A 26,125-nucleotide genomic window follows, 5' to 3' on the forward strand; every position below is an offset into this window, starting at 1 on the left:
GCCGCCGTCCGCTGGTCAGCCGCGGGGCAGGACGCGGCGGGCGACGGCGCCGGCGGTGCGGCGAGCCCGCCGGGCACCGGCCAGCATGAGCTTGCCGGCTCGCGCCGTCGGTGTGCCGCTCAGCACCGCGACGAGCCCACGCGCCCGGCGCAGCTCCGCCTCCCGGTCGGCGAGGGCCCGCTCGTACCACGCCTCCCGCTCGCGGGCCTCGGCCAACTCCTGCGCCAGCCGGTCGCGGCTCATCGTCAGCTCCCGCAAACCCGGCGTCGCCGCCCGGCCTGGCTCGTCATCGGTCGGTGCGACCGGCTCGGGGGCCCGCCCGGCCAGGGCCGCCAGCGTCAGACTCAGTTCGGCCGGGTCCGCGGGTGACGGCCAGAGGTAGCCGAGCCCGGCGTCGAGCAGCCGGACGGCGAGGCGCCGCAGAGCGGCCTGCGGGGGCCCTGCCGGCGTCAGTGGCGCGAGGTCGTGACCGGGCGTCATGACGACCTGGTCGGCCGGGACACCGGCGTGCGGGCTGGCCTGCCACCGGTGCAGCAGCTCCCGCACGGCCGGCAGGTCGCGCCGCAGGGACGCCACAATGAGGAGCTGTTCGAGGAGGTGACCGCTGGGCAGCAGCCAGGTGCCGTCGGCCGGGCTGTGCCGGAACAATCCTCCGCCGGGACCGCGGGTGACCTCGACGCGATCGCCGTCGACCGCGATCATCGCCTCGGGCAGGGGCGGGAACCGCAGCTGTGCGGCCGGGATTCCGGGCTGCTCCGGACCGCTCCCCGGTGCCTCGAACCAGAGCTGACCGGTGACGCCGCCCGGATCGAGGACGGCCCGTTCGGCCTGCAGGATCCAGCCCGGCGCGAGGACGGCCGCCGCGTCGTGGCGCACCGACTGGGCGGCCAGCCGTCGCGGGTCGGTCAGCACGGTCGTCAGGGGTGCACAGGCCTGGTCGAGCACCGCCGTGAGGAAGGCCCTCGCCTCCTCGTCGGCCAGCAACCCCGGCGTCACCAGCGCGGTGGGCGCGATCGGCGTCGGCCAGGCGGTGTGGATGTGCGTCACGGCCAGTCCGGCGGCGGCGAGGCGGTCGCGGAGCCGGTCCAGGCCCGCCGGCCGGTTCGGGTCGTACTCGCCGGCGTCCGCCCAGTCCGAGTCGGTCACCTCCGGCGGCAACGCGACCAGCCGGTGCACGCCCAGGTGATTCTCCGCGGCGAGGAGCAGCCGCGCGCCCGGCCGCAGCGCGGCCGTCAGCAGCGCGACGGTGTCGTCCCAGGTCAGGTCGGCGCCCTCGGTGGAGGTGAGCCGCCGGGTGCCGTCGAGCGCCACGACCGTGTCGTACGCCGGTTCGGCCGCGAGCTTCTCCGGGCTGCCGCAGAGCACCGTGACGCCGGGGCGGCCGGCCAAGCGGGCGGCGAGCGCCTCGGCGTCCGGCAGCCCCCGCACCAGGACCGTCAGGTCCTCCGCCGGTACCGCGTCGAGCAACGTCGGGTCGAGCGGGCCGAGGACGAGGGCGCGCCCGGTCACGGTGGCGAGCAGCGGGGCCAGTACCTCCCCGCGGACCGGGCCGGGCCCGTGCCGGCCGTCCAGGTCCGACCAGGCCTGCATCTCGCCGCCGATCAGTCGCAGGTTCATCGCGCCCCCTCCAGCGGTGCGGGCTCGGCGGTCACGGACGCCGGTTCGGGCCAGCGGAACAGCCGGCGCAGCGCGACGGCCGGGAGCAGGATGTCGGCGCCCAACTCGCCGACGGCGACCTCCCGCGCCACCACCGGGTCGACCTGCGGACCGTGCAGCTGCGCCCACTGCCGGCGGATCCGGGGCTGCCCACCCCAGATCGGCACCTCCCCGTCCAGTTGCATGGGGTCGCCGTACACGGCCGGCTCGCAGCCGGCGAGGATGGCGTAGAGGACGGCGCTGCAGAGCCGGTTGGAGGCGACGCGGCGATGTCGTCGCTGCTCGGCCAGTTGCCGGCGCAGGAAGTCCGGGTCGAGGCTGTCCCACTTGCTGCCCCGGTAGCCGTGGCAGATGACCCGGAAGCCCGCCCGCTCGTACCGCTCGCGCACCCGCGTCGCCCGGTACTCCTGCCAGTACAGGCAGACGGTCACCGGCCCGGGCTCGGTCGCTTTGATCTCCGCGATCAGCCGGTCGTGGTCGCCCACCACGTGCTGGCCCTCCCAGCCGTGGAACGGGTACCAGATAGTGCCCTCCCGGGGTGGGGGTGCGTCCGGCTCCGGCTCCATCGCGAGCAGGTACGCCCAGGGCGAGCCGATGGCGTACGTCTCGCGTCGCCCCAGCGACCAGGCCCGCCGGCGGGTCCGCTCCGACCAGACGAAGAGCGGTAGGCCGGGTACGAACTCGTGGTCGGGGGCCATCCCGTGGCCGATGTTCCACCCGTGCTGGAGGTAGCCGTGGATGCGTTGCGGGGACCGGTCGTCCAGCCCGCAGTAGCGGGCCAGCACGTGTGAGTGGCCGTAGTAGTGGTTCGCGTGATGCACGGCGGTGCCGACCGTCTCTGGTCCCGGGTGAGAGCGCGCCCCGAACCGTAGCCACGCCACATGAATGCCGTGCCACGCGGACATGGCCGACCGGGGACGAGACCGGGAGCGCGGACACGTCCCGCGGCGTCAGCGGTCCTCGGTCGGGCCGCTCTCCTCGTCGGTGGGGATGAGCCGCCCCGGCGCCAGCGGAAGTTCGCGGTGCCCGGAATCCAGATCGGTGAGGTCCCCGGCGGCGTTGATGAGCCCGATGTGGGAGAACGCCTGGGGGAAGTTCCCCAGGGCCTCCCCGGTGCGCGGGTCGATCTGCTCGGCGAGCAGGCCCAGGTCGTTGACGCAGCCGGCGACCCGCTCGAACATCTGCCCGGCGCGGCGGCGCTCACCGGCCAGGGCCAGGCAGCTGACCAGCCAGAAGGAGCAGATCACGAAGCCGGCGGGGTCACCGTCCCAGCGGCGCAGCAGGCCGTTGTCGGAGAGCCTCTCCTCGATCAGCCGGATGGTGGACCGCATCCGCGGGTCGTCGGCGGGCAGGAAGCCGACCAGTGGCATCAGCAGGACGGAGGCGTCCAGGTCGTCGCTGTCGAACACCCCGGTGAAGGCCTGCAGCCGGTCGTTCCAGCCCTCGGTCAGCACGCTTCGGCGGATGTCGTCGCGGATCGCTGCCCACCTGGCGACCTCCGCCTCCGACCCGAGGTGGGACCCGAAGCGGACGGCGCGGTCCAGCGCCGTCCAGCACTGCACCTTCGACGACACGAAGTGCCGTTCGGTGTCGCGTACCTCCCACATCCCGGCGTCCGGCAGCTGCCAGTCCCGGGCGGCCCGGTCGGTGATCGCGCGGAGCAGCTCCCGGATCCCCGGCGGCATCGGGTCGAGGTGGTCCCGCATCAGCCAGGAGGCGCTCAGCGGTTCGCCGTGCACGTCGTTCTGCCGCTGTCGCCAGGCGTCGTTACCCACCATCACCGGGCGGCTCTCGGCGTAGCCGGTCAGGTGATCGAGGTGGTGTTCGGTGAGGTCCCGTTCCCCCTCCACCCCGTACATGATCGGCACGACACCCTCGTTCATGCCCATCGACCGGGTCAGCCATCCGATGTGCAGGTTGAGCTCGTCGGTGCAGCTCACCCGCCACAGCGCCTCCAGCGTGAAGCTGAAGTCGCGCACCCAGGCGTAGCGGTAGTCGTAGTTGCGTTCGCCCCCCAGCTCCTCGGGCAGGGCCATCGTCGGTGCGGCCACCACCGCGCCGCTGGGGCGGTAGGTCATGCCCTGCACCACCAGCGAGCTGCGCCGCACCTGATCCCGGTAGAGGCCGCGGTAGTCGTGGTCGCCCATCCAGGAACGCCAGCCCTCGGCCGCGTTGTCTATCGCCTGTTCGGCGTCGAGCACCGCCGGCGGGCCGGAGCCGTACGCCGGCGCGTACCCGAGGGTGAAGCGACACGTCTCGCCGGCCCGTACCGTGAACGAGCCGAACGCCTCGCCGACCTCGCACGTCAGGGGGGTGTCCGCGCGCAGATCCAGCCGGGCCGACGCGGCGCTGGCGACCAGGGCGTCGCCCTCCTGCACCAGTTGCGGGATCATCCGGCCGTACTCGAACCGGGGCCGGTAGTGCATCCGCATCCGTACCTCGCCGGAGAGGCCGCGCACGACCCGGGCCAGCATCCTCGGCGAGCGCAGGCCGACGTCGTGGCTGCGGGCCCCCGGCTCCAGGGCCAGGGCGTCGGTCAGCGCCACGCTGCCGGTCTCGGTGCTGAAGACGGTACGGAGCACGAGCGTATCGGTCAGATAACCGCGTTCGGTGCGGAACCGACCCTCGGGGCGGATCGCCCAGTGTCCGGCGTCGTCGTCGAGCAGCCGCGCGAAGACGGACGGGGAGTCGAACCGCGCGGGGCACCACCAGTTCACCGACCCGGTGCTGTCCACCAGCACCGCGCTGCGACCATCGGCCAGGAAGCCGTGGTCCGCGATCCGTGCGTGCCCCATGAGGCGGACTACCCGTGCCGGGTGAAGTGACACCGCCATCCCGTCCGCGCCGACGGGGGCGGACGAACGTTACAAGGGCCCCAACCGACTCGGGTTGCCTGCATATCGGGGTGTCCGGGCCGAGCGGTGGCCCGAATTCAAGGAAATCGAGTCGATCAAGAGAGCGTCCCTGGGGCGCGCCGTGGCTCCGTCGGGGAGCGCTCGGCGGCTCAGGCGGCGGCGAGGACCTCGCGCAGCTTCGCGGCGAACTCCTCCGGCTTGCCCGCGTAGCCGAACTCGCCGCCGAGGAACCCGCCGTGGTGGCTCGGGAACACCGTCGCCTGCTGGCCGAGCAGGGCCGCGGTGGCGATGGCCGTACGGGCCGTGTACGTCTGCCCGGACTCCTCGCCGACGGCGATCACGATCCGGGTCGACGCCGCGCCGAGCAGGTCGGGGTCGGGTCGGTAGTCGGTGACCGCCCACGAGCTCTTCGACAGCAATGGATCGTCGCGGGTGCCGTCGTCCTCGGTCGGCATGCCGAACATCGCCGGGTCGGGGGTGGGCTGGGCGAAGTAGGCGTCGGTGAACTCGCCCTGCCAGGAGGTCATCGCGACGAACGCGGCCATGCCCGCGCCGAAGCCCTTCGCCTGGTACGCCTCGTGGAAGTCGGCGCGGGCGCGCTCGGCGCCGGCGGCGTCGGGCAGCACCGCGTTGATGGGTGGCTCGTGCGCCACCAGCGTGATGACGTCGCCGGGGTGGGTGGCGACCAGTTCGAGCGCGGTCACCGCGCCGCCGCTGCTGGCGAAGAGGTCGACCGGACCGGCGCCGAGCGCCTCGATCAGCTGGTGCAGGTCGGCGGCCTGCTGCTGCGGCGTGTGCTCGGTCCGGCCGTCGTTGCGGGTGCTGCGGCCCAGGCCACGCGGGTCGTAGGTGACGACCGTGCGGTCGGTGAAGTGCGCGGCGAGCGCGGTGAAGCCCTCCGCCGTCATCGGCTGCCCGATCATCAGCAGCGGCGGCTGCCCACCCGCCGGCGGGAGCGGCCCGCGCACGTCGTAGACCAGATCGACGCCGGGGAGGGCGAGCGTGTGCGTCTGTGTCGTCATGGCGGTCAGACTACGGCCGGGTGGGGTCGACGTGGGGGAGTCGCCGCGCGTGGCGGGCGCTCGTCCCGCCGGGCGCGGGAGGTTCGCGCCTCAGGTGGTTGGCTGGCAGCGCGGCCATCGCGTCGAGCAGGTCGGTGGCGCTGTCGGCGTCCTCTGGAGCTGATGTCGTTGCCGCATCAGGCGATGACGCGATCGACTCAGTTCCGAAGCAACCACGATGCGTGGGCACACCGCCCCACGTCGACCAGCTCCGCCTCCGTGCGCCCGAGCCACCCAGGCTGAACGTCCGCCCCGAGCTCGCGGCCCCGGGCACCGCCCGCCATGACGGGCACCAGCGAGCCGTGACGGGCACCGGCTGCATGCCGCTGGGTGACCCGGCGGGTACGCCTCGTGAGGACCGGCGCAGTTGATGTCGTCACATCCGGGCGACGGTGAGCCGGACGGCCCTTAGCATCCCCGGAATGACGACGCCGTCAGAGACGCTCCGCCTCGCCGCCGAGTTTCCGGCCACCAGCCACGAGCAGTGGCAGCGGCTGACTCTCGGGGTGTTGCGCAAGGCCGGCCTGGCCGACGAGGACACCCCGGTCGAGGCGGTCGAGGAGTTGCTGGCCCAGCGCGGCTACGACGGCGTGACGCTCGCGCCGCTGTACTCGGCTGACGATTCCACCCCGTTCCCCGGCCCGCCGGGGCTCTTCCCGTACACCCGGGGCGGCCGGGCGACCGGCGCGGTGCCGGCGGGTTGGGACGTCCGGCAGCGGTACGCCGATCCGGATCCGAAGGCCACCGGTGAAGCGGTCCGCGCCGACCTGGAGAACGGCGCGACCTCGCTGTGGCTGGTGCTCGGCGAGGGTGGTCTGCCGTCGGCCGGGCTCGCGGCGGCCCTGGAGGGCGTCTACCTGGACCTGGCCGGGGTGGTGCTGGACGCCGGCGACGCCGCGGTCGAGGTGGTGCCGGCGTGGTTCGCGCTGCTGGCCGAGCGTGGAGTGCCGGCGGCTGAGGTGCGGGGCAACCTGGGCGTGGACCCGCTCGGCTGGCGGGCCCGCACCGGGCGGCGCTGGGACGGTCCGGTCGACGAGTGGGCGCGCCGATGCGCGGCCGGCTTCCCGGGCCTGCGGGCGCTGACCGTCGACGCGACCGGTTACCACGATGCGGGCGGCTCCGACGCGCAGGAACTCGGCTGCGCGCTGGCCACCGGTGTGGCGTACCTGCGCGAACTCACCGAGGCGGGGTTGGACGTGCCGTCCGCCCTGGGGCAGCTGGAGTTCCGGTACGCGGCCACCGCCGACCAGTTCGCGACGATCGCCAAGCTGCGGGCGGCCCGCCGGCTCTGGGCCCGGGTATCGCAGGTGTGCGGGGCGCCGGAGGCCGGCGCGCAGCGCCAGCACGCCGTGACGTCGACGGCGATGATGACCGCCCGCGACCCGTGGGTGAACATGCTGCGAACCACGCTGGCCTGCTTCGCCGCCGGGGTCGGTGGCGCGGACGCGGTCACCGTGCAGCCGTTCGACCACAGCCTCGGCCTGCCGGACGGCTTCGCCCGGCGGATCGCCCGTAACACCCACTCGCTGCTGGTCGAGGAGGCGAACGTGGGCCGGGTGGTCGACCCGGCCGGCGGTTCGTGGTACGTCGAGCGCTACACCGAGGAGTTGGCGCAGGCGGCCTGGGCGTGGTTCACCGAGATCGAGCGCCACGGCGGGATGGGCGGCGCGCTGGCCAGCGGCCTGGTCGCGGACCGGCTCGCCGCGACGTGGCAGCAGCGGGCCGAGAACCTGGCGCACCGCCGGGACCCGCTGACGGGTGTCAGCGAGTTCCCGAACCTGGAGGAGCGGCTGCCGGTCCGTGCGCCCGCGCCCGCCGCCCCGGCCGGGGGGCTGCCCCGGCACCGGTACGCGGAGGCCTACGAGGCGCTGCGTGACCGAGCTGACGCGCATACGGCGACGAGCGGTGCCCGGCCGACGGTGTTCCTCGCGACCCTGGGCCCGGCGGCGGTGCACAACGCGCGCGCCGGCTTCGCCGCGAACCTCTTCGCGGCCGGTGGGGTGGCCACCGTCCGGCCGCCGGTCGGCGACGACGACCCGGCGCGGCTCGCCGCCGAGTTCGCCGCCAGCGGCGCACGGGTGGCGTGCCTCTGCTCCTCCGATCGCGGCTACGCGGAGTCGGCGGAGGCGGTGGCCCGGGCGCTCGCCGAGGCCGGTGCGGTCCGGGTGTGGCTGGCCGGTCGACCGGCGAGCCATCCCGGCGTGGACGACTACCTGTACGCGGGCTGCGACGCCGTGGCGGTGCTGGAGACGACGCTGCGTGACCTGGAGGTGGCGTGATGGACGGCCGGATTCCGGACTTCTCCGGCATCGAGTTGGGCGCGCCGCCCGCCGGCGGCGACCTGGGGCGGTGGCGCGACGCGGTCCGTGCGGAGACCGGCGGTGAGCCGGACGCGCTGACCTGGTCGACGCCGGAGGGCATCGCGGTCGCCCCGCTGTACACCGGCGCCGACCGGGCGGGGCTGGACTTCCTCGGCACGTACCCGGGCATCGCCCCGTACCTGCGGGGCCCGTACCCGACCATGTACACCACACAGCCGTGGACGGTCCGCCAGTACGCGGGCTTCTCCACCGCGCAGGAGTCGAACGCCTTCTACCGGCGCAACCTGGCGGCCGGCCAGAAGGGACTCTCCGTCGCCTTCGACCTGCCGACCCACCGTGGCTACGACTCCGACCACCCGCGGGTCGCCGGTGACGTGGGTATGGCCGGGGTGGCGATCGACTCGATCTACGACATGCGCCAGCTCTTCGACGGCATCCCGCTGGACAGGATGAGCGTGTCGATGACGATGAACGGCGCGGTGCTGCCGGTGCTCGCCCTCTACATCGTCGCGGCCGAGGAGCAGGGGGTGGCGCCGGAGCAGCTCTCCGGCACCATCCAGAACGACATCCTCAAGGAGTTCATGGTCCGCAACACCTACATCTACCCGCCGCAGCCGTCGATGCGGATCATCTCCGACATCTTCGCGTACACCTCGGCGCGGATGCCCCGGTTCAACTCGATCTCCATCTCCGGCTACCACATCCAGGAGGCCGGCGCGACCGCCGACCTGGAGCTGGCGTACACGCTCGCCGACGGGGTGGAGTACCTGCGCGCCGGCCGGGACGCCGGGCTGGACATCGACGCGTTCGCGCCCCGGCTGTCGTTCTTCTGGGCGATCGGCATGAACTTCTTCATGGAGGTGGCGAAGCTGCGGGCGGCGCGGCTGCTCTGGGCCCGGCTGGTCCGCGACTTCGCACCGAAGAACCCGAAGTCGCTGAGTCTGCGGGCGCACTGCCAGACCTCCGGCTGGTCGCTGACCGCGCAGGACGTGTTCAACAACGTGGTCCGTACCTGCGTCGAGGCGATGGCCGCCACCCAGGGGCACACCCAGTCGCTGCACACCAACGCCCTCGACGAGGCGTTGGCGCTGCCGACCGACTTCTCCGCCCGGATCGCCCGCAACACGCAGCTGGTGCTGCAGCAGGAGTCCGGCACCACGCGGGTGATCGATCCGTGGGGCGGCAGCGCCTACGTCGAGCGGCTCACCCACGACCTGGCCGCCCGCGCCTGGCAGCACATCACCGAGGTGGAGGCCGCCGGCGGAATGGCCCGGGCCATCGACGAGGGCATCCCGAAGCTGCGCGTCGAGGAGGCGGCCGCCCGTACCCAGGCCCGCATCGACTCCGGCCGGCAGCCGGTGATCGGGGTGAACAAGTACCGGCCCGACGCCGACGAACCGATCGACGTGCTCAAGGTCGACAACGGTGCGGTCCGGGCCCAGCAGGTGGAGAAGCTGCGCCGGCTGCGCGCGGAGCGGGACGAGGCGTCCTGCACGGCGGCCCTGGACGCGCTGACGCGGGCGGCCGGCGCCGCTCTCGACGGCACCCGCGGCCCCGGACTGGACGGGAACCTGCTCGCGCTCGCCGTCGACGCCGCCCGCGCCAAGGCCACCGTCGGGGAGATCTCCGACGCGCTGGAGAAGGTGTACAGCCGGCACTCGGCGCAGATCCGTACCATCTCCGGGGTGTACCGGGACGAGGCGGGCGCGGTCTCCGCCATCGAGCGAGTCCGCGCCGCCACCGCGGCGTTCGCCGACGCGGAGGGGCGTCAACCACGCATCCTGGTGGCGAAGATGGGTCAGGACGGGCACGACCGTGGCCAGAAGGTGATCGCCACCGCCTTCGCCGACCTCGGCTTCGACGTCGACGTGGGTCCGCTCTTCCAGACCCCGGCCGAGGTGGCCCGGCAGGCCGTCGAGGCCGACGTGCACATCGTGGGCGTGTCGAGCCTGGCCGCCGGTCACCTCACGCTGGTGCCGGCCCTGCGCGACGAGCTGGCCGCCCTGGACCGCGACGACATCATGATCATCGTGGGGGGAGTGGTCCCGCCGCAGGACTTCGACGCGTTGCGGGAGGCGGGAGCGGCGGCGATCTTCCCGCCCGGCACGGTCATCGCCGACGCCGCGCTGGACCTGCTCGCCGACCTGTCCCGGCGGCTCGGCCACCCGGACGCGTGAGCGCCGCGATGCGCGCGGTGCCGATCGAGGCGTACGTCGAGGGGGTGCGGGCCGGCTCGCGGGCCTGGATCGCCCGGGCCATCACGCTTGTCGAGTCGACCCGCCCCGACCACCGGGTGGCGGCGCAGCAGTTGCTGGTCGCGCTCACCCCGCACGCCGGGCACGCCCGCCGGATCGGCATCACCGGCGTACCCGGCGTCGGCAAGTCGACATTCATCGACACCATCGGCAGCCGCCTGACCGCCGACGGGCACCGGGTGGCGGTGCTCGCGGTCGACCCGTCGTCCACCCGCACCGGCGGCAGCATCCTCGGCGACAAGACCAGGATGGCCCGGCTCGCGACCGACCCGGCCGCGTTCATCCGGCCCTCGCCGACCGCCGGCACCCTCGGCGGCGTCGCGAAGGCCACCCGGGAGGCGATCGTGGTGGTCGAGGCCGCCGGCTACGACGTGGTCCTGGTGGAGACCGTCGGCGTCGGCCAGTCCGAGACCGCCGTGGCGGAGATGGTCGACACGTTCCTGCTGCTCACCCTCGCCCGCACCGGCGACCAGTTGCAGGGCATCAAGAAGGGCGTGCTGGAACTCGCCGACGTGATCGCCGTCAACAAGGCCGACGGGCCCCACGCGACCGACGCACGCCGTGCCGCCCGCGAACTCGCCGGGGCGCTGCGCCTGATCCACCCGCCCAACGGCGGCTGGCAACCCCCCGTGGTCACCTGCAGCGCGCTGGAGGAGACCGGCCTCGACGACGTGTGGGGGCAGATCCGCGCCCACCAGGACGCCCTCACCGCCTCCGGTGACCTCGCCGAACGTCGCCGGCGGCAGCAGATCAACTGGGTCTGGGCGATGGTCCGGGCCGAGCTGCTCGACCGGCTCCGCACCCACCCCGCCGTCCGGGCGCTCACCCCGGAGGTGGAGCGGCAGGTGGTCGACGGCACGCTCACCCCGGCGCTCGCCGCCGAGCGGCTGCTGGCCGGCTTCACCGAGCTGCCCGGCACCCCGAGCACGCCACTCGACCGGCTCCCGTAGGAAGGCACTGCCACCGGGCGGTCAGGGCCGGGCCGACGGGGATCTGGACCTATCCGAGGTCGGTGTGGTCGAGGTGTTCGCGGAGCGCGGCGGCGAGTTCGTCCTGCTGCTGTTCGGTGACGCGATCCTGTTCCGCAGCCCCCAGGTAGCTGAAGACGCGGGGTCCGCGACGGTCGGCGGGCAGGTCGGGCATCCGTGGCACCATGTGGAAGTGGACGTGCGCGAAGCCCTCCTTCTCGGCGAACTGCACCACGTAGGTCTTCGCACAGCCGGTCACGGCTCGTAGCGCGCGGGAGAGCCGGACCTGCCAGGTGCCGAGGGTGGCCGCTTCGGCGTCAGTAAGGTCAGCGATCGACGCCACGTGTCGGCGCGGAACAAGTACCAGCCAGCCCGGCAGGGCCGAGTCGAAGGCGTGCGCGACCCGCCAGTGGTCGTCGACGGCGATGACCTCACGGGGCGGCAGCGCGCTGATCCGCGTGTTGTTGCGGCAGGTGAAGCAGTCCACGATCGAACCCTAGGCGGAGCGTTCCAGGGCCCCTCTGTCCGGCACGCCGAACCGGTAGCCTCCCGAGCACCGGCGAGCGGGCCCGGCGGCCCGCCCAGGACGGGGAGCGTGGAGGCGGTGAGATTGACAGCGTTCCGGCGGTGGGCCGGGGTGCCCCGGTGGGTCCGGGCCGTCGTGGTCGCCGCCGTCTGCGTTTTCGCGTACGGCGGGATCGTCCACCTGGGTGACCTGCTCGGCGTCCGGCCGGGCGGACCGGGCCCGTCCATCCCCACCTGGCTGATGGTGTACTTCACCGCGCTGACCGTGTTCGACCCGCTCGCGGCGCTGCTGCTGGCCCTGCGCCGGGTCGAGGGGCTGCTGCTCGGCTGTGCCGTGCTCGCCAGTGACGCGGCGGCGAACGGGTACGCGAACTATGTGCTGGACACCGCGCCCGGGGTCACGCCCGGCCGGGTCGGGCAGGCGGTCATCGCCGTGCTCGCGCTCGCCCTCATCGTGGCCGCACCCAGGGTCGCGCCCTGGCTGCACGGGCCGCTGCGCTGCGCGCGTACCCCTGGGCGCCCGGCCGGCGCGTGACCCGCCGGGCGGCGGGGGTGGTCAGAACGAGAGCAGCTGGAAGGTGCCCACCGTGCGGAAACCCAGGTTCCGGTAGACGGGTTCGCCGACCGCGGTCGAGGTGAGGGCGGCGGTGCGTACGCCGTGGTCGCGGGCCAGGTCGAGCGCGGCTCGGGTCATCGCGGTGCCGATGCCCTGCCGGCGGTGCTCGGGTTGGGTGCCCACGTAGTAGAGCGTGAGCAGGCCGTGGCTGAGCCAGGCGACGGCCGTTCCGACGATCCGGCCGTCGTCGAGGCGGCCGGCGAGCCGCACCAGCGTGCCGTCACCGCTGAACGATCGCTCGCGGGCGATCGCCGTCGGCACGCCGGCCTCCGGGATGCCGGACACCCGGGCGTAGGCCGTGACGAACTCGTCGACGTCGGTGGTCTCCGCGATGCGGAGACCAGCGGGGGTGGGGGCGGGGGAGGGCTGGTCGATCGAGGTCGCCATGATCGGCAGGGCCAGGACCGGGACGGCCCCGAGGGCCGCCAGGGCGTCGGCGGTGCCGGCGTCGCTGTCCGGTCCGACCCACCAGACCCGCGGTACGCCGTCGAGGCGGTCACGGGCCTCGGCGAGCGCGTCAGCCGGATCGCGCCCGACGAGGCGCAGGACGCCGTTGAGTGGCGGGTGCGGCACCTCGCTGCGGTAGGTGACGAGGTCGTCGTCCCCGGCCTCGCCGACGTTCCAGCCGAGCAGGTACGCCCGGTGCGCCGCGAGCAACGTGTCAACCGACTCCACGTGTTGATCTTATCGAGGATTCGACGGCGCCCCCTGTGACCTGCGACAACCCCCGGCCGCCGATGATCTTCCTGGTCCACCCCGGCTTCGCGCCCGATATGGGGAGCGGCGGCGGTGAGGCGGGGACGTGTCTACGCCTGATTCGTCTCACCCCTGCTCTACGCGCGCCACGCCCCTCGGCGCGACGGTCGCTCTCGTGTGCCTCGATGTTGACCGATTCGCCCTGGGGTGAGCGCCGGTCCTGTTCCCTGATGCTCGCCCACCATCCGCCTGCCGTCTCGGTGGCCTGCTGGTCCCAGGCCCTCCGGCCGCCCTGGATCGGCCATGCCCGCGTCCGGCCCTCCTGCGGCAGGTCCGCGCAGCTGCTCGCGAAGCGGCGGGCGAGAGCCGCCTCCGCCCGCTCTGCGTCAGCGCGGTCGCCGGCCGTGTCGGTCACTCGGTCCAGCAGTTCGACGTGTTGGGCGCAGCGTGACCCGGCGCACCGGTCAGGCCTAGGTGTACTGCCCAGGGAGGTTGGTTGAGGTCGTGTGACGACACGGCGTGAATCTGCTGGATGACGAAGGCCTCCGGTTGTGGAGTGGAGCTGTCTAGGAACCGCTCCGCCAACCAGGAGGCCTTCGTGTCCCACGCTAACGCCGCTTTGACTCCTCGTGCACGTCTTCGCCTGGCGCGTCTGATCGTGGATGAGGGATGGTCGGTCGCTCGCGCCGCGGAACGCTATGACGTGTCCTGGCCGACGGCGAAACGCTGGGCGGTGCGGTATGCCGAGCTCGGCGAGGCCGGGATGGCCGATCGGTCATCCCGGCCTCGCCGCAGCCCGAACCGCACGCCGAAGCCAGTTGTCCGCAAGGTGGTTCACCTGCGGTGGAAACACCGCCTGGGCCCGCTGCAGATCGCCGGCCGGCTGAGGATGCCCGCCTCGACGGTGCACGCCGTCCTGACCCGCTGCCGGGTGAATCGGCTGTCTCACATTGACCGACGCACGGGTGAACCGGTGCGCCGCTATGAACACGATCAGCCTGGCGCGATGCTGCACATCGACGTCAAGAAGCTCGGCCAGATCCCCGACGGCGGTGGTTGGCGCTTCGTCGGCCGGGTCCAGGGCGAGCGCAACCGGGAAGCCACCGCCCGCCGCACGGGCGTGCGTAACCACCGCTGGGAACCACGCGTCGGCACAGCGTTCGTGCACACCGTCGTCGATGACCACTCACGGGTGGCCTACGCCGAGATCTGCGACGACGAGAAATCCGCCACCGCCATCGCCGTGCTGCGCCGCGCGGTCGCCTGGTTCGCCGCCCGCGATGTGATCGTGCAACGCGTGCTCACTGACAACGGCGCCGCCTACAAGTCCTACGCCTGGCGCGACGCCTGCACCGAACTGGGCATCACCCCGAAGAAGACCCGCCCCTACCGGCCCCAGACCAACGGCAAGGTCGAACGCTTCCACCGAACCCTGACCGACGGCTGGGCCCTCGGCCGCTTCTACTCATCCGAAGCCGCCCGCCGGAAGGCACTGCCCGCCTGGTTGCATCACTACAATCACCACCGGCCCCACACCGCCACCGGCGGCAAACCGCCCATCACCAGGTTGACCAACGTCCCTGGGCAGTACACCTAGGCCGTCCGGCCGCCCGTCACCGGGGATCGAAGCGGAACACCTGACCACGTGCGTTCGGGTCGCAGGTGAGTTGGACCAGGTGTGCGCCCGCGTCGACAGAGTCGTTGCGAAAGCCGGCACACAGGTTGCTGTGCACCGGACGCAGCCGGTACCCGGGCAGCGGAGCGCCCACCGGCTCGATGCGGAACCGCTGCCCCCGCCCGTCGGCGCAGTAGTCGTCGTAGAACGGCGCGCCGACGGCGGTCGAGCCGCCCTCCACCCCGCTGCATCCCGGGCCGTACACGTCATGGTCGGTGGCGATGCGGTACACGCCGTCGCCGGTCGCCTCCAGGGTCATCCTCGGGAACTGGGTGTCGCAGCCGGGCTGCTGGTAGAGGTAGCCGCTGGGGCCGGTGCCCTCGGTCAGGCACATCCCGGCGTGTGCGGCCCGGGTCCGGATCGGCCCCGGGGCCGGTGCCGCCGGCAGCCCGAGCAGGCTCGACACCTCCTGTGCCGGTACCGCCCGGGCGAGCACCTGCACCTCGTCGAGGTCACCGGTCCAGAAGTCCGCCCCGGAACCGGTCCGCAGCCCCCGGCCCAACGTCAGCGCGCCGGCGACGGGCCAGGTCGCCAGGTGTCCGGCGGCGCCGGCCAGGGTCCCGTCGACGTACAACCGCGCCTGGCCGGTGTCGACGTCGAAGACGCCGACCAGGTGGGTCCACACGTTGGTCCGGGCCGCCGTCATGGAGACCGCCGCGTCGCTGCCGGCCGTCGCGTCGTCGGCTCGCAACAGCCGGAACGCCCACCGGCCGGTCGCCGCCTCGTAGCCGAGCCGGAACCGGCCGCCGGAGCGGCCGTCCTGGCCCACCGCCACCGCGTCCCGACCGGTGCGGGTGAGCCGCACCCAGGCCGCCACGGTGAAGCTGGCCTTCCCGGTCGCCACCGGGCCCGCCGTGTACGCCTCGGCGGCCGTCCCGTCCAGGCGCATCCCGCCGCCCTGTCGTCCAGCGGCGAACGTCGCCCCACGCGCCAGGTAGACCGCGTGCCCGTTGCCGCTCGCGTCGGTGGCCGCCACACCGGCCGCCTCGTCAAGATGCCACCGGCCCTCCGGCCCGTACGGCTCGCCGGCCATCTCCTGGACGATCTTCTGATCGTTGGCCGGGTGGTCGTACAACTGGATCTCGTCGAGCGCGCCGCGCCACGGGCCACGCGTACCGGGTGCACCGTTGCCCTGGCCAAGCAGCAGAGGACCGCTCGCGTTCCAGGCACTCCGGTACGGTGTGCTGCCGGCCAGCCGACCGTTGACGTAGATCCGCAGCTCGCCGACCTCGTGGTCGTACACCCCGGCGAGGTGCGTCCAGATCCCGGCCTGGGCCGCGGTGTCGGCCACGGCGGCCCGCTCCGGCGCGGTCGCGTCGTCCCGCTCCCGCAGGGCGAACACCCAGCTTCGGCGGGCGTGGTCGTAGCGCAGGGCGAACCCGTTGGTCTGGACGCCGCTCTGGGCCACTGCCGTCCGGTCCTGGTCGGCTTTGTCCAGGCGTACCCAGGCCAGGACGGAGAAGCTGCGGGCGGTGTTCACGACCGGGCCGGCCGAGCGGCCGTTGCTGCCTACGACGCCGTCGAGGCGGACCGCGCCACCGTGCCGCCCGGGTTCGGCGTGGGAGGCGCCACCGCTGAACGTGACCCGGCCGTCCGGTGCCCGGGAACAACACCTGACCGGCCCGGCCCGGTCACCGCACGCCTTCTCGAAACACGTCAGCTACCGGTTATGGGAGAGCCAACCCGTCTTCCCCCCCGCACGGCGAGCATGATCCGTGTGAAGCGCGTTGTGGCCGCATCCACTGCCGCGACGAATTCCACTCGGGTCGATAGCACCAGCCACAGCGGGAGAAGTGGCTGCGCGAGGTGGGCGTGAGCTCGTTCGTGGCTAGTCGGCGCACCGGTGTCGTCGTCATTTCGGTGGGGAAACCTGGGGCGACATCGGGTGCGAGACGTCGCGTTACGCCCGCGATCCGCCGACGGACCAACGGGTCGAGGTCGAAACGAGCCCGCGGGTCAGAGAGACCGGCTGGTTTCTGCCGCTGCCTGAGGCCGCACGCCCCCACCTCACGCGGGCGGAGGCCCAGATGAGCCGCAGCGACCCTCTGGTCGAGCTGATCTCCGACCAGCTCGCCGACGACCAGCCGCCGGCATGCCTTCCGATCACCGTCGCCAGGTTCCACGACGTGGACCGGGAATGCACCCTGCCGGGATCCAGCACGTGCAGTCCCGTCAGGCCAGCTAGCACCGCCGCATCGGCCCTGGCCGCCCGCGGGCTCCCCGATCACATGTGGACCGGGGAGCACGGTGGCTGCGGCATCAGCGTTGACGACGGTTCCAGGGGCCGGTGACGGCGTATGTGATGCCCGGGTTGTAGACGTTGAAGAACATGGTCCGGCCGTCGGCGGAGAACGTCGCTCCGGCCAGCTCGCCGTACTCCGGGTCCTCGGCGGTGCCGACGTTTACCCGGTTACGGGCGAAGACGAACACCTCGCCGTCGGCGGTCGTACCGAGGATGTGCTGGTCCCCGACTCCGTCCTCGCACATCATCAGGCCTCCGTACGGGGACATGCAGATGTTGTCCGGGGCGTCGAACTCCGGGTTCTCCGGGGCCGGCGTGGGGCGGGTGAAGATGGTTTCCAGCCTCAGCGTCTTGGCTCGGGGGTCATACCGCCAGACCTGGCCGTCGTGGTCACGGGCCGAGCCCAGCTCACGCCGGGCGAACGATGAGACGAAGTAGGCGCAGCGGTCCTTCTCGCCCCACCAGGCGCCCTCGATCTTGTATCCACCGGTGATCGGTTTGCGGTAGTCCTGCGCACGGACCGATTCCGTCGACGCCAGCGGGTCCGGCACGTCAAGCCACTCGATGCCGGAGAAGGACGTGCCCGCCTCGGTCACCACGGACAGGTCCGGCAGGTCCGGGACGTGCAGAGCCTGCAACACGCCACCTGCCCGCATGCTCCCGTGACCGCGCAGCGGCCGGTTCGGCAGGAAGCGGTAGAAGCTGCCCAACGGCGCCACGAAGGCGTCCTCGGTCTCGTAGACGATGCCGGTGCGCGGGTCGACCGCGACTGCCTCGTGCTGGAACCGGCCCATCGCGGTCAGCGGCGTCGGGTCGGTGTTGCGGGCATCGTCGTACGGGTCGACCTCGAAGATGAACCCGTGGTCCTTCGTGTACCCGTTCTTCCCCGCCTTGTCTTCGGTCTCCTCGCAGGTCAGCCAGGTGCGCCACGGGGTTGGGCCGCCGGAGCAGTTGATGGCCGTGCCGCCCAGGCTGACGTGCTCGGAGGCGGCGCGTCCTGACGCCTTGACGATGATCGTGCTGGTCCCACCCCCGGCGGCCGGGTCGTACGTGCGTTCCGGCGGAGCCACGACCCTGATCCTCGCGGTCGGCGAGCACTCATGGTTGCGGACCAGGCGGGTGCCGCGCGCCTTGTCGGCGAAGGCGCCCATACCGTCGAACCGGCTCGGCACGATGCCGCCGTCCGGCCGGACGGCGCGTTCGCGAGACAGCACCGTGTAGCGGAAGCCCACCGGCAGGTCGAGCATGCCGGCCGGGTCAGGTACGAGCGGACCGTACCCGACATCCGGTCCGGACACCCCCAGCGCGGGTGCCGCGGTGAACAGGGCGTCGACCGAACCGGCCACGACCACGGCGAGACCGGTGCCGGCTGAGCGGGAGAGGAACTGGCGGCGAGACAAAGACACGGACAGACCTCCTGGACGTCGTGGCGTTGCGGCCCGAATAGACATCGATTCGATTCGCTCGATCCACTACGTCACATCCCGCCTCGCCCGTCAAGGCATCGATCAATTTGATCGCCTTGTCGGTGCCGGGTTCCAGTCCGGCGCCGTCAGACAGTCGTCCCAGGCCGCCTCGGCAGCCGTCACGCCGAAGTCATTGTCCTGCTCGGCGGCCCGGCCTACCGTCGCCGATCCCGTCACCACCACACTCGGCGCCGGACCAGCTTACGAACCAAGCGGGCTGCAACCCGTGAATGGAAAGATCCACTCAGACTGAGCCGCAGTCATCACCGGCACCCAGGCGCCCTTAGCCTCGGCGCGTGGATGACGAACTCCTTCGCCGGCTTCGGACCGAACAGGCCCGAGCGCTGCTCGACGACGCCGACCCGCACCACGCGGTGATGCTGGCCTGCGACCTGCTGATAGCCGGCGTCAACGGCGAAGCCGTGGTGGCGCTCGCGGCCGAGTCAGCTCGGACCCTACCGGCGCACGACGCGAATCGGCGCCTGGCGGCGGTCACCGACGAACTCGGACTCCCGGAGCCGGACCTGCCAACCGCGGTGGCGCTGATCGCCGCCGACACCTGCGAGCGGATCCTCGACCGCAGCATCCCCGCCGAGGTGGGAACCCACCGTCTCTACGTGGTGGGACACGAAGCCAGCCCGCTGGACGACCTGCTCCCGGCGGTCGCCGCCCTGGCCACGCATCTCGAAGACGACCTCGGTGGGCGGGCCGACGACGACCTGCGAACCCGGCTCGCCGCGCTGGCCCGGACCATCCTGAACCGCCTGGCAGCTGGAAATCCGGCTTGAGGCTGCGCTGCCCGAGGGCTTGGGCGACCGCCGGCACGCGCGCGCCTGACGATCACCCACAGCCCGTACCGGACCGCCAAAAGGGCTACGAGAAATCGCTTAGGCGAACAGTTCTCCGCCCTCGTGCTGGGCCGGCCGTTCATCTCAGGCGGTTGAGGTCGCGGAAGAATCCCGGGTAGGTCTTCGCCACGCATCCGGGTTCGGCGATCTCGATGCCGGGGGCCCTGAGACCCAACAGTGACAGGCTCATCGCCATGCGGTGATCGTCGTAGGTGGCGAATCGCGCCGGTGTCGGCGCGCCAGGGCGGACGGTGAAGCCGTCGTCGTGCTCGGTGGCGTCGATGCCGGCTCGCCGCAGCTCAGTGACAATGGCGCCGATGCGATCGGTTTCCTTGCCGCGGATGAACCCGATGCCGCGGATTCGGGTGGGCGTGTCGGCGAAGACGGCGACTGCGGCCAGCGTCTGCGCGGTGTCGGAGATATCGGCCATGTCAACATCGATGCCGTGCAGCGCGCCGGTACCGATAACGGTGAGACCGTTGGGGGAGCGTTCCAAGCGCGCTCCCATGCGCTCCAACACGTCGGCGAAGGCCACGTCTCCCTGCAGGCTTGCGGTGCCCAATCCTTCCACCGTGATCCGGCCGCCGGTGATCGCGGCCGCAGCCAGGAAGTACGAGGCAGCGCTGGCGTCCGGCTCGATGGCGTAGTCCGTCGGGCGGTAACTGCCGGGGCGCACGCTCAGCCCGTCGGCATCCACTCCGAATGCCGCCATCACGGCAACGGTCATCCTGAGGTACGGCACGGACACCAGCGGGGAGGTCAACTCCACGTCCAGGCCTTCACGCATCAGCGGCCCGGCCATCAGTAGGCCGGACAGGAATTGACTGGACAGATGCCCGGGCAGTTGGACATGACCGCCGCGGGTAGGCCCGGCTACCGCGACGGGTAGAAATCCTGGTCGTCCGAGTTCCTCGACGGTGGCTCCCAGCTGGCGCAGAGCCTCGATCACCGGTCCGAACGGCCGCGCTCTGAGTTGGGTGGTCCCGTCAATGGCGCTGCGGTGTGGGCTCAAGGCCGCGGCCGGCAGGATGAACCGTGAGGTGGTGCCGGAACGCCGTGCGTCGATCGTCGACGCGCCGGCCGATGCGCGGGGATCGGCACCGGTCACCGTGACGGTGCTGCTCGCCTCGTCCGCCACCACCATGGCACCCAGTGCTGTGACGGCACCAAGCATGGCTCGCGTGTCATCAGCGAACAGCGCGCCAGTCAGTGTGCTTCGGCCAGGGGCCAGGCTGGCACAGAGCAAAGCCCGGTTGGTGATGCTCTTCGAGCCCGGAGGCCTCACCGAGGTATCCGGCGGTACCGGCAACGGGGACACGGTCAGGACATCCGGAAGATCTTCGGCGATGGCGGCCACGGCCGACAGTCTCCCGCAAACTCGATCCAGTCGTCGCCCAGGATGAGCTCCCAATACCGAGATCGACCGAACGCCCTCAACCCGACAGTTCAGGATGCTGCCGGTACCAGGGGCCATTCACCGAGTGTGACCGCTCTCGGTCCGCGGACAGCGGTAGATGCGTGTACGGTCTGCACCACCGGCCGGAGGATGATCAACGACCGGGTAAAGAAGCCGCCTTGGCGTCAGAAGGCGACCTTTGAGCTAGAGCTCGTCCAGTAACGCCGCACGAAGCCATGTTCGGTATCCCGGACGTCCTCGAGGATGCCGCCGTGGCGCTCGATCGTCTTTGCCGAGGCGACGTTGTCCACCGCACAGATGACTAGCACGCGCTCCAAGCCGAGCCCTCGCGCCTGGTCGAGCATCCGTCCCAGCGCCCGGCCGGCGAGTCCACCTCATCAGACGGCCGCAGTCCGAAACCGTCCTCATGGACGCCCGGCCCCCACTCGTGGTGCGCATCGAGCCAGGCCGCATGCAGGTCGACGGTGGGCGCGATCAAATCAGGCATGCGGCGACGATAGCTCCCGAATCGCGCGCTGCCGCCGGGACGATACTCCGCTCGTTCCTCGGAGGCGCCAGGACTTCGCCGTGTTGCTCGGAAACGAGTCGCGCTTACGTCGGCAAAGTCGCGTGGTCAGCGGCAGATCAGGACCCCCAGCGGTTGGGCTTGATCATCGCGCAGCGCTTGGTGGCATCGATGCCCGGATACGCGCCTTCGGCGCTCAAGATGTCCTGCAGCTCAGGACCGATCTCTTGCAGGACCAGCTCACGGTAGCCAAGACGCCGGTAGTAAGGAGCGTTCCACGGGACGTCGCGAAAAGTGGTCAGGGTCGTGGCCGACATGCCTCGGTGTCTTCCGGTGACCTCGACGTGTTCCATCAGACGCCGTCCGATTCCCTGACCTGCCAGATCAGGCGCACACGACACCTGTTCGATGTGCGCTCTCCCGTCAACGATCGACGCGGTGACAAAGCCGGCGATGCGCCCCTCGTACTCGCCGATCCACACCTGGCCTGCCGCCTGCCTGGCCTCCAGGTCGGCCATGTCCACGTCGTTCTGGGCGACTTCTGGCATCCCTACGTTCCGGAACACCTGACCCGCCGCCACTTGGAGCTCCGCGAGGCTGGCGAGGACTCCGGCGGAAGCCTGACTGATACGCATCCCGGGCACGGATCGATGGTACGGAAGCGGAGCCGAGGGGCCTCTGGCGCCTTCGGACTCCGCACCCGGGACCATCCGCACATCGGCAACTTGTTTCTTGACCTGCGACCGTGGCCCGGCCAGGCTTCGGTCGAGGCGCCCGGGCTGTCGCTCTCACATCGGCTGCCCACGCTGGTCGTGTGGCTCTCATCTGGCCTGCGCGGCCCGGGCGTCACCCCAGGGCGGGGAGAGGTTCGCGCTCCGGCCCTCGGGGGTCGGGTCGACGGCCGGAATCTGCTAATACCCGTCAACGACACCGGGCTCCCGCCCGAAACCATCAACCAGAACTGTCTGCGGGTGGAGTTGGGCGGGGAGTTGCTCGACGCCGACCTCGACGCGTGTACAAGCTTGAGCCAGTCGCCGGCACTGGGTCTTCGGCGAGGTCGCCGTCCGGGTTGGGAAGGGCCGACGGCAGGTCAGGCGGCGGTCGGAGGCCGCCAGTCCGCGTAACGCGCCATCGCGCGGAGCGAGGTGCGAGCGGGGGTGAGCCGAAGCAGGGCGTTACGGGTCGCCACCGCGAGCGGGTTGCGCAGCTGCTGCCCGTAGCGGCCGGTCCGGTAGGCCGCCCGGGCGATGGCCTGACTGCGCGGGCGGCGCTGCGCGTCGTACGCGGCCAGCGCGGCGGGCAGCCCCTCGTCGGCCCCGCCGGCGCAGACCGCACCCAGCACCAGGGCGTCCTCGATGGCCTGGCCGGCGCCTTGGCCCAGGTTCGGGGTCATGGCGTGCGCGGCGTCGCCGAGCAGCACCACCCGCCCCCGCACGTACGACGGCAGCGGAGCGGCCAGGTGGACGATGTCGTTGCGCAGCACCGCCTCCGGCGGAGTCGCGGCGAGCAGCGCCGGGATCGGGTCGTGCCAGGCACCGAACAGCTTCCGGCAGGTCGCCAGCTCGTCGGCGGCGTGGCCGCCGGGTGGCGCGTTGACAGCGCCGAACCAGTAGACCCGGCCGTCGCCGAGTGGCACCATTCCGAACTCGGAACCCCGGCCCCAGGTGATGGCCGACGGGACCGGCTCCGGCCACTCGATCGCCGCCCGCCATGCGGTCGACCCGGCGTACGCCGGTGGTGGCGACTGCGGCCAGAGTCGGGCGCGTACGACGCTGTGCACGCCGTCCGCCCCGATCACCAGGTCCGCCCGGACGGTGTCCGGGGTGCCGTCGCGGCGGTACCGGACCTCGGCGTCGGCGGGACCGGTGACCACGTCCATCACCTCGGTGCTGGTTTGCAGCGCGGCCGTGGGCAACGTGTCGCGCAGGAGACGGTGCAGGGTGGCCCGGTGGATGCCCAGCGCCGTGGTGCCGAGTAACCGGGTCATCGCCTCGCCGTCGACCCGGGACAGCCACCGCCCGGCCGAGGTGCGGATCCCGCCGGGCGTCTCATTGTGGCCGCTGCGGCGTACAGCTGGGCCGAGGCCGAGCGCGTCCAGCCCGCGCATCGCGTTCGCCATCAGGGTCAGCCCGGCGCCAACCTCGCGCAGCTCCGGCGCACGTTCCAGCACGGTGACCCGCCAGCCGCGCCGGTGCAGGGCCAGTGCCGCGCTGAGCCCGCCGATCCCACCGCCGACGACCACCGCGTGCGAGCCCGTCATCGTCGCCGTCCCGTCATCGTGACGCCGGAAGCGCGCAGCCACGGAACAGCGCGGCAACGGCCGGCGAGACGCGTTCCTCGACCCGCAGCGCGTACGGCGGGTGTTGTATCGAGTGCAGCAGGAATCCTCTCCCCTGCGCCCTGGGATCGTGCAGCAGCCCGGTGAGCGGGTTCATCGCCCGATGGTAAGCGATCGCTCGTGCGGTTCTGAACGGCGGGAGGATTCCGGAGCCGGAGTCGCTGATCGTCCGCCGCACGCCCTTCTATCTCGCGCCTTTGGTGGCATGCGCGGGGCGCATCGGTAATCGCCAGACATCGATGATCGGCATTGACAGGCCGGACTACTTTCACCGTGGTCGATATCTTGGCCACTCCGGCCCGGTCCGGGTCGGTGCCACCAGGGCCGCGCCCCTACGTCGTATCGAAGGAGAAGCGTTGAGCAGGACAGCTATCCGTCGACCCCTCACTGTCGCCGCAGCGGCGTTCGCACTCGTCGCCACCGGCGCACTCGTCGCCCCGTCACCCGCCTCCGCTCACTGGAGCTGTGGACGAGCGGCCCCGCCGGACCTCGACACCACCGGCGGCCACCACACCGTCTTCACCGCCAACCTGCGCGTCGGCTCCAGCCTCCGCTGCCTGGACGTCGGTGACGTGTACATGTCCGAGTCACTCGACTATCACTGCTACGCGCTCGACATCAACGGGCTCGACACGTGGACCTACGTGGTCAGCGTGCAGACCAAGGCCCGCGGCTGGATCCGCGACGACGGGCTGAACGACAACGGATCCCAGGTGTGGTGTCCCGGCCAGACCCAGGTCTGAGGCCGACGGCGAGAGCCTCCGACTGACCTCGGGCCAGCAGCGAATCGGCTGGCGGGGGCCGCCGGGCGTCGACGATCACGTCGGCGCCCGGTGGCCTGTCAGCCAGACACCGACGCGGAGGGGACCGGGCCGGCATTCGAGATCCACGATCAGCACGGGAGACAAGCGCTGAGCTGTCGTTTGACCGACTCACCTACCGTGGAGCCGTTCTCCGCCGACAACACCATGCATGTAATCGTTTGAATCCGACAGGCGGGTGATTCCCGGCCGATGGTGTCGTCGTGAACTCGACGGGAGATCACCGATCACGTGGAGAGGACCAGCCGTTGTTGACCGAGGCATTGACGGTGTTGGCCACCAACGGCGGCGCGGCTCTGGCCGCGGCCATGGCCACCGACGCCTGGCAGGCTGCCCGCAACGGTACGGCCCGCCTCTTCGGCCGCCAGGGCTCCGATCGGCAGGCGGCCATCGAAGCCCAGCTGGACGGCAACGTCGTCCTGGTGGAGCGGGCCGGCGATCGCGTACAGGCGCGACAACGTCTGGTGCCGTTGTGGGAGATGGAGCTGATCCGGCTGCTGGAAGACCACCCCGAGGCCGAGGCCGAGCTGCGGGAACTCGTCTCCCACATTCGTGAGGCGCTGCCCGCGGGGCAACAGCGGTGGGCGCAGGTACAGGTGAACATCGCCCACGGCAACTCCCGACAGTTCGCCGCGCTGGGCGGCAACGTCATCTACCACCAGCACCCCTCACCCGCCGAGGGCGTGGCGGACGACAAATCGGGCTGACAGCCGTGGACGGCATGCTTGGCCAACTCGGACGCGCACAGGGCGTCCAGCAGCAGGTGTTGGTCAGAAACGGCTTCGGCTACGGAGTGATCGGCGCGGACCTGCACGTCTTCGGCGACGGCAGACCGGTGTACCTGCTCACCGAGGCCGGCGGGCGGCCCGACCTGGCGCTCGCGAGGGACGAGCGAGGGTTGCCGGCTCAGCCGAGTCACCTGCTCAATGCCCGCCACGCCGTCGTGGACTTCACCGGCCGCGACCGGGAGGTCGACGACCTGACCGCGTGGCGAGACGGCGACGACGGCCGCGCCGTCCGCTGGCTGCACGCCCCAGGCGGCCAGGGCAAGACCCGCCTCGCCGGTCGCGTCGCCGGGTCGGCCGCCCGCGAGGGGTGGAAGGTGATCGCCGCCGAACACTCGCCGGCTCGCGTGGTCGACGGCGGGGAGCAGGCCGGCCACGACCTGCGTGTCGGGGACGCCGATGGGCTGCTGCTGCTCGTCGACTACGCCGATCGGTGGCCGCTGGCCCACCTGACGTGGCTGTTCAGCAACAAGGTGCTCGACCAGAACGTACCGGTGCGGGTGTTGCTCGTCGCTCGCAACGAGCACGTCTGGCCCGCCCTGCGTCACGCCCTCACCCAGAGCGGCTGGCCGCCCGGTATCTGCACCACTCAGGCGTTGGGCGCGCTGCCACCCGTCCGGGCCGTCCGCCGCGACATGTTCGTCGCCGCCCGGGACTGCTTCGCCCGCCACTACGGCACACCGGACACGACCGCGATCGGCGTGCCCGACTGGCTGGAGCGCGACGAGTTCGGCCTCACCCTCGCCGTGCACATGGCGGCGCTGGTCGCCGTCGACCGACATGCCCGCCGGGTGCCCGAGCCGGCCGCGCCGCGCGAGGGTATGACGGCCCTCACCGCCTACCTGCTGGAGCGCGAGAGCCTTCACTGGCACGCCCTCCACGGCACCGCCGACACTGCGGCGGGGGCGCGTACGGCGTTCCACACCGACCCGCACCAGATGCGCCGAGCCGTGTTCACCGCCGCCCTCACCGGTCCCCTGGCCTACCGGGACGCCAAGGCGGCCCTGGAGAGAGTCGGTGTCGGGGGCGACACCGACCGGGTGCTCACCGACCACACCTTCTGTTACCCGCCCAC

At 71.9% G+C, this 26,125-nt stretch carries 21 protein-coding genes and 1 pseudogene; 9 read left to right on the forward strand and 13 right to left on the reverse strand.

Annotated features, from left to right (window positions below):
• Nucleotides 1–15: 15 nt before the first annotated feature.
• From E1211_RS08955 to E1211_RS08970, 4 genes are all read right to left on the reverse strand, one after another.
• Nucleotides 16–1,617 carry a hypothetical protein gene (locus E1211_RS08955; RefSeq protein ID WP_132347330.1) on the reverse strand — a complete coding sequence of 534 codons (1,602 nt, stop codon included), beginning with the start codon at nt 1,615–1,617 and terminating at the stop codon, nt 16–18.
• On the reverse strand, nt 1,614–2,477 hold the full coding sequence (locus E1211_RS08960) for a hypothetical protein (RefSeq protein ID WP_132347332.1): 864 nt from the start codon (nt 2,475–2,477) through the stop codon (nt 1,614–1,616). The genes E1211_RS08955 and E1211_RS08960 overlap by 4 nt, the downstream gene beginning before the upstream one ends.
• Before the next feature lie 129 nt (nt 2,478–2,606).
• Nucleotides 2,607–4,451, reverse strand: coding sequence for a glycoside hydrolase family 15 protein (locus tag E1211_RS08965; RefSeq protein ID WP_132347334.1), 1,845 nt, complete (start codon nt 4,449–4,451; stop codon nt 2,607–2,609).
• 209 nt (nt 4,452–4,660) lie between these two features.
• The gene (locus E1211_RS08970) at nt 4,661–5,533 is read right to left on the reverse strand and encodes an alpha/beta fold hydrolase (RefSeq protein ID WP_132347336.1); all 873 of its coding nucleotides are present in this window, start codon (nt 5,531–5,533) and stop codon (nt 4,661–4,663) included.
• 461 nt (nt 5,534–5,994) lie between these two features.
• Here E1211_RS08970 and E1211_RS08975 point away from each other — a divergent pair, with 461 nt between their 5' ends.
• The 3 genes from E1211_RS08975 to meaB are packed head-to-tail and all read left to right on the forward strand — an operon-like array spanning nt 5,995 to nt 11,098.
• A complete protein-coding gene (locus E1211_RS08975) occupies nt 5,995–7,851 on the forward strand; it encodes a methylmalonyl-CoA mutase family protein (RefSeq protein ID WP_132347338.1) in 1,857 nt (618 codons plus the stop codon).
• Nucleotides 7,851–10,070 carry a methylmalonyl-CoA mutase gene (gene scpA, locus E1211_RS08980; protein WP_132347340.1) on the forward strand — a complete coding sequence of 740 codons (2,220 nt, stop codon included), beginning with the start codon at nt 7,851–7,853 and terminating at the stop codon, nt 10,068–10,070. Before E1211_RS08975 ends, scpA begins: the two co-directional genes overlap by 1 nt.
• Before the next feature lie 8 nt (nt 10,071–10,078).
• Complete coding sequence (gene meaB, locus E1211_RS08985) at nt 10,079–11,098, forward strand: methylmalonyl Co-A mutase-associated GTPase MeaB (protein WP_132347342.1); 1,020 nt, start codon at nt 10,079–10,081, stop codon at nt 11,096–11,098.
• 49 nt (nt 11,099–11,147) lie between these two features.
• On the opposite strand, the gene E1211_RS08990 is transcribed toward meaB, so the two are convergent.
• Nucleotides 11,148–11,603 carry an HIT family protein gene (locus E1211_RS08990; protein ID WP_207915309.1) on the reverse strand — a complete coding sequence of 152 codons (456 nt, stop codon included), beginning with the start codon at nt 11,601–11,603 and terminating at the stop codon, nt 11,148–11,150.
• A 117-nt stretch (nt 11,604–11,720) separates the two neighbouring features.
• Between E1211_RS08990 and E1211_RS08995 the strand changes: the two genes are divergently transcribed.
• On the forward strand, nt 11,721–12,176 hold the full coding sequence (locus E1211_RS08995) for a hypothetical protein (RefSeq protein WP_207915310.1): 456 nt from the start codon (nt 11,721–11,723) through the stop codon (nt 12,174–12,176).
• A gap of 21 nt (nt 12,177–12,197) precedes the next feature.
• Here the strand turns inward: E1211_RS08995 and E1211_RS32955 are convergent, their stop codons facing one another.
• On the reverse strand, nt 12,198–12,932 hold the full coding sequence (locus E1211_RS32955) for a GNAT family N-acetyltransferase (RefSeq protein ID WP_132347346.1): 735 nt from the start codon (nt 12,930–12,932) through the stop codon (nt 12,198–12,200).
• 619 nt (nt 12,933–13,551) lie between these two features.
• On the opposite strand from E1211_RS32955, the gene E1211_RS09005 reads away from it, so the two are divergent.
• Nucleotides 13,552–14,550, forward strand: coding sequence for an IS481 family transposase (locus tag E1211_RS09005; RefSeq protein ID WP_132347348.1), 999 nt, complete (start codon nt 13,552–13,554; stop codon nt 14,548–14,550).
• A gap of 16 nt (nt 14,551–14,566) precedes the next feature.
• Here E1211_RS09005 and E1211_RS09010 read toward each other — a convergent pair whose 3' ends face one another.
• Together E1211_RS09010 and E1211_RS09015 are read right to left on the reverse strand one after the other, a co-directional pair.
• On the reverse strand, nt 14,567–16,108 hold the full coding sequence (locus E1211_RS09010) for a LamG-like jellyroll fold domain-containing protein (protein WP_132347350.1): 1,542 nt from the start codon (nt 16,106–16,108) through the stop codon (nt 14,567–14,569).
• Nucleotides 16,109–16,887: 779 nt separating this feature from the next.
• The gene (locus tag E1211_RS09015; protein ID WP_243709445.1) at nt 16,888–18,276 is read right to left on the reverse strand and encodes an alkaline phosphatase PhoX; all 1,389 of its coding nucleotides are present in this window, start codon (nt 18,274–18,276) and stop codon (nt 16,888–16,890) included.
• Nucleotides 18,277–18,632: 356 nt separating this feature from the next.
• Here E1211_RS09015 and E1211_RS09020 point away from each other — a divergent pair, with 356 nt between their 5' ends.
• On the forward strand, nt 18,633–19,124 hold the full coding sequence (locus tag E1211_RS09020) for a hypothetical protein (RefSeq protein ID WP_132347352.1): 492 nt from the start codon (nt 18,633–18,635) through the stop codon (nt 19,122–19,124).
• Nucleotides 19,125–19,263: 139 nt separating this feature from the next.
• Here the strand turns inward: E1211_RS09020 and aroA are convergent, their stop codons facing one another.
• The 5 genes from aroA to E1211_RS32410 all read right to left on the reverse strand — a co-directional run bounded on the left by aroA (nt 19,264) and on the right by E1211_RS32410 (nt 23,541).
• Nucleotides 19,264–20,541, reverse strand: a complete 1,278-nt coding sequence (aroA, locus tag E1211_RS09025; protein ID WP_243709446.1) for a 3-phosphoshikimate 1-carboxyvinyltransferase — start codon at nt 20,539–20,541, stop codon at nt 19,264–19,266.
• Nucleotides 20,542–20,765: 224 nt separating this feature from the next.
• A complete protein-coding gene (locus E1211_RS33340; RefSeq protein WP_243709447.1) occupies nt 20,766–20,945 on the reverse strand; it encodes a GNAT family N-acetyltransferase in 180 nt (59 codons plus the stop codon).
• 280 nt (nt 20,946–21,225) lie between these two features.
• Entirely contained in the window at nt 21,226–21,741 is a 516-nt protein-coding gene (locus E1211_RS09035) for a GNAT family N-acetyltransferase (RefSeq protein WP_132347368.1), read from the reverse strand.
• A 455-nt stretch (nt 21,742–22,196) separates the two neighbouring features.
• On the reverse strand, nt 22,197–23,366 hold the full coding sequence (locus tag E1211_RS09040; protein WP_132347354.1) for an FAD-dependent oxidoreductase: 1,170 nt from the start codon (nt 23,364–23,366) through the stop codon (nt 22,197–22,199).
• A gap of 13 nt (nt 23,367–23,379) precedes the next feature.
• Nucleotides 23,380–23,541 (reverse strand): hypothetical protein, encoded by a 162-nt coding sequence (locus E1211_RS32410; RefSeq protein ID WP_165947210.1) that lies wholly within the window; start codon nt 23,539–23,541, stop codon nt 23,380–23,382.
• A gap of 259 nt (nt 23,542–23,800) precedes the next feature.
• Between E1211_RS32410 and E1211_RS09045 the strand changes: the two genes are divergently transcribed.
• The 3 genes and pseudogenes from E1211_RS09045 to E1211_RS09055 all read left to right on the forward strand — a co-directional run.
• Nucleotides 23,801–24,187 (forward strand): hypothetical protein, encoded by a 387-nt coding sequence (locus E1211_RS09045; protein ID WP_243709448.1) that lies wholly within the window; start codon nt 23,801–23,803, stop codon nt 24,185–24,187.
• A gap of 329 nt (nt 24,188–24,516) precedes the next feature.
• Nucleotides 24,517–24,972 (forward strand): hypothetical protein, encoded by a 456-nt coding sequence (locus tag E1211_RS09050; RefSeq protein WP_132347356.1) that lies wholly within the window; start codon nt 24,517–24,519, stop codon nt 24,970–24,972.
• Nucleotides 24,973–24,977: 5 nt separating this feature from the next.
• Nucleotides 24,978–26,125 (forward strand): annotated as a pseudogene (locus tag E1211_RS09055) (hypothetical protein); the annotation flags it as partial.

Source organism: Micromonospora sp. 15K316 (assembly GCF_004348525.1).
GTDB lineage: Bacteria > Actinomycetota > Actinomycetes > Mycobacteriales > Micromonosporaceae > Micromonospora.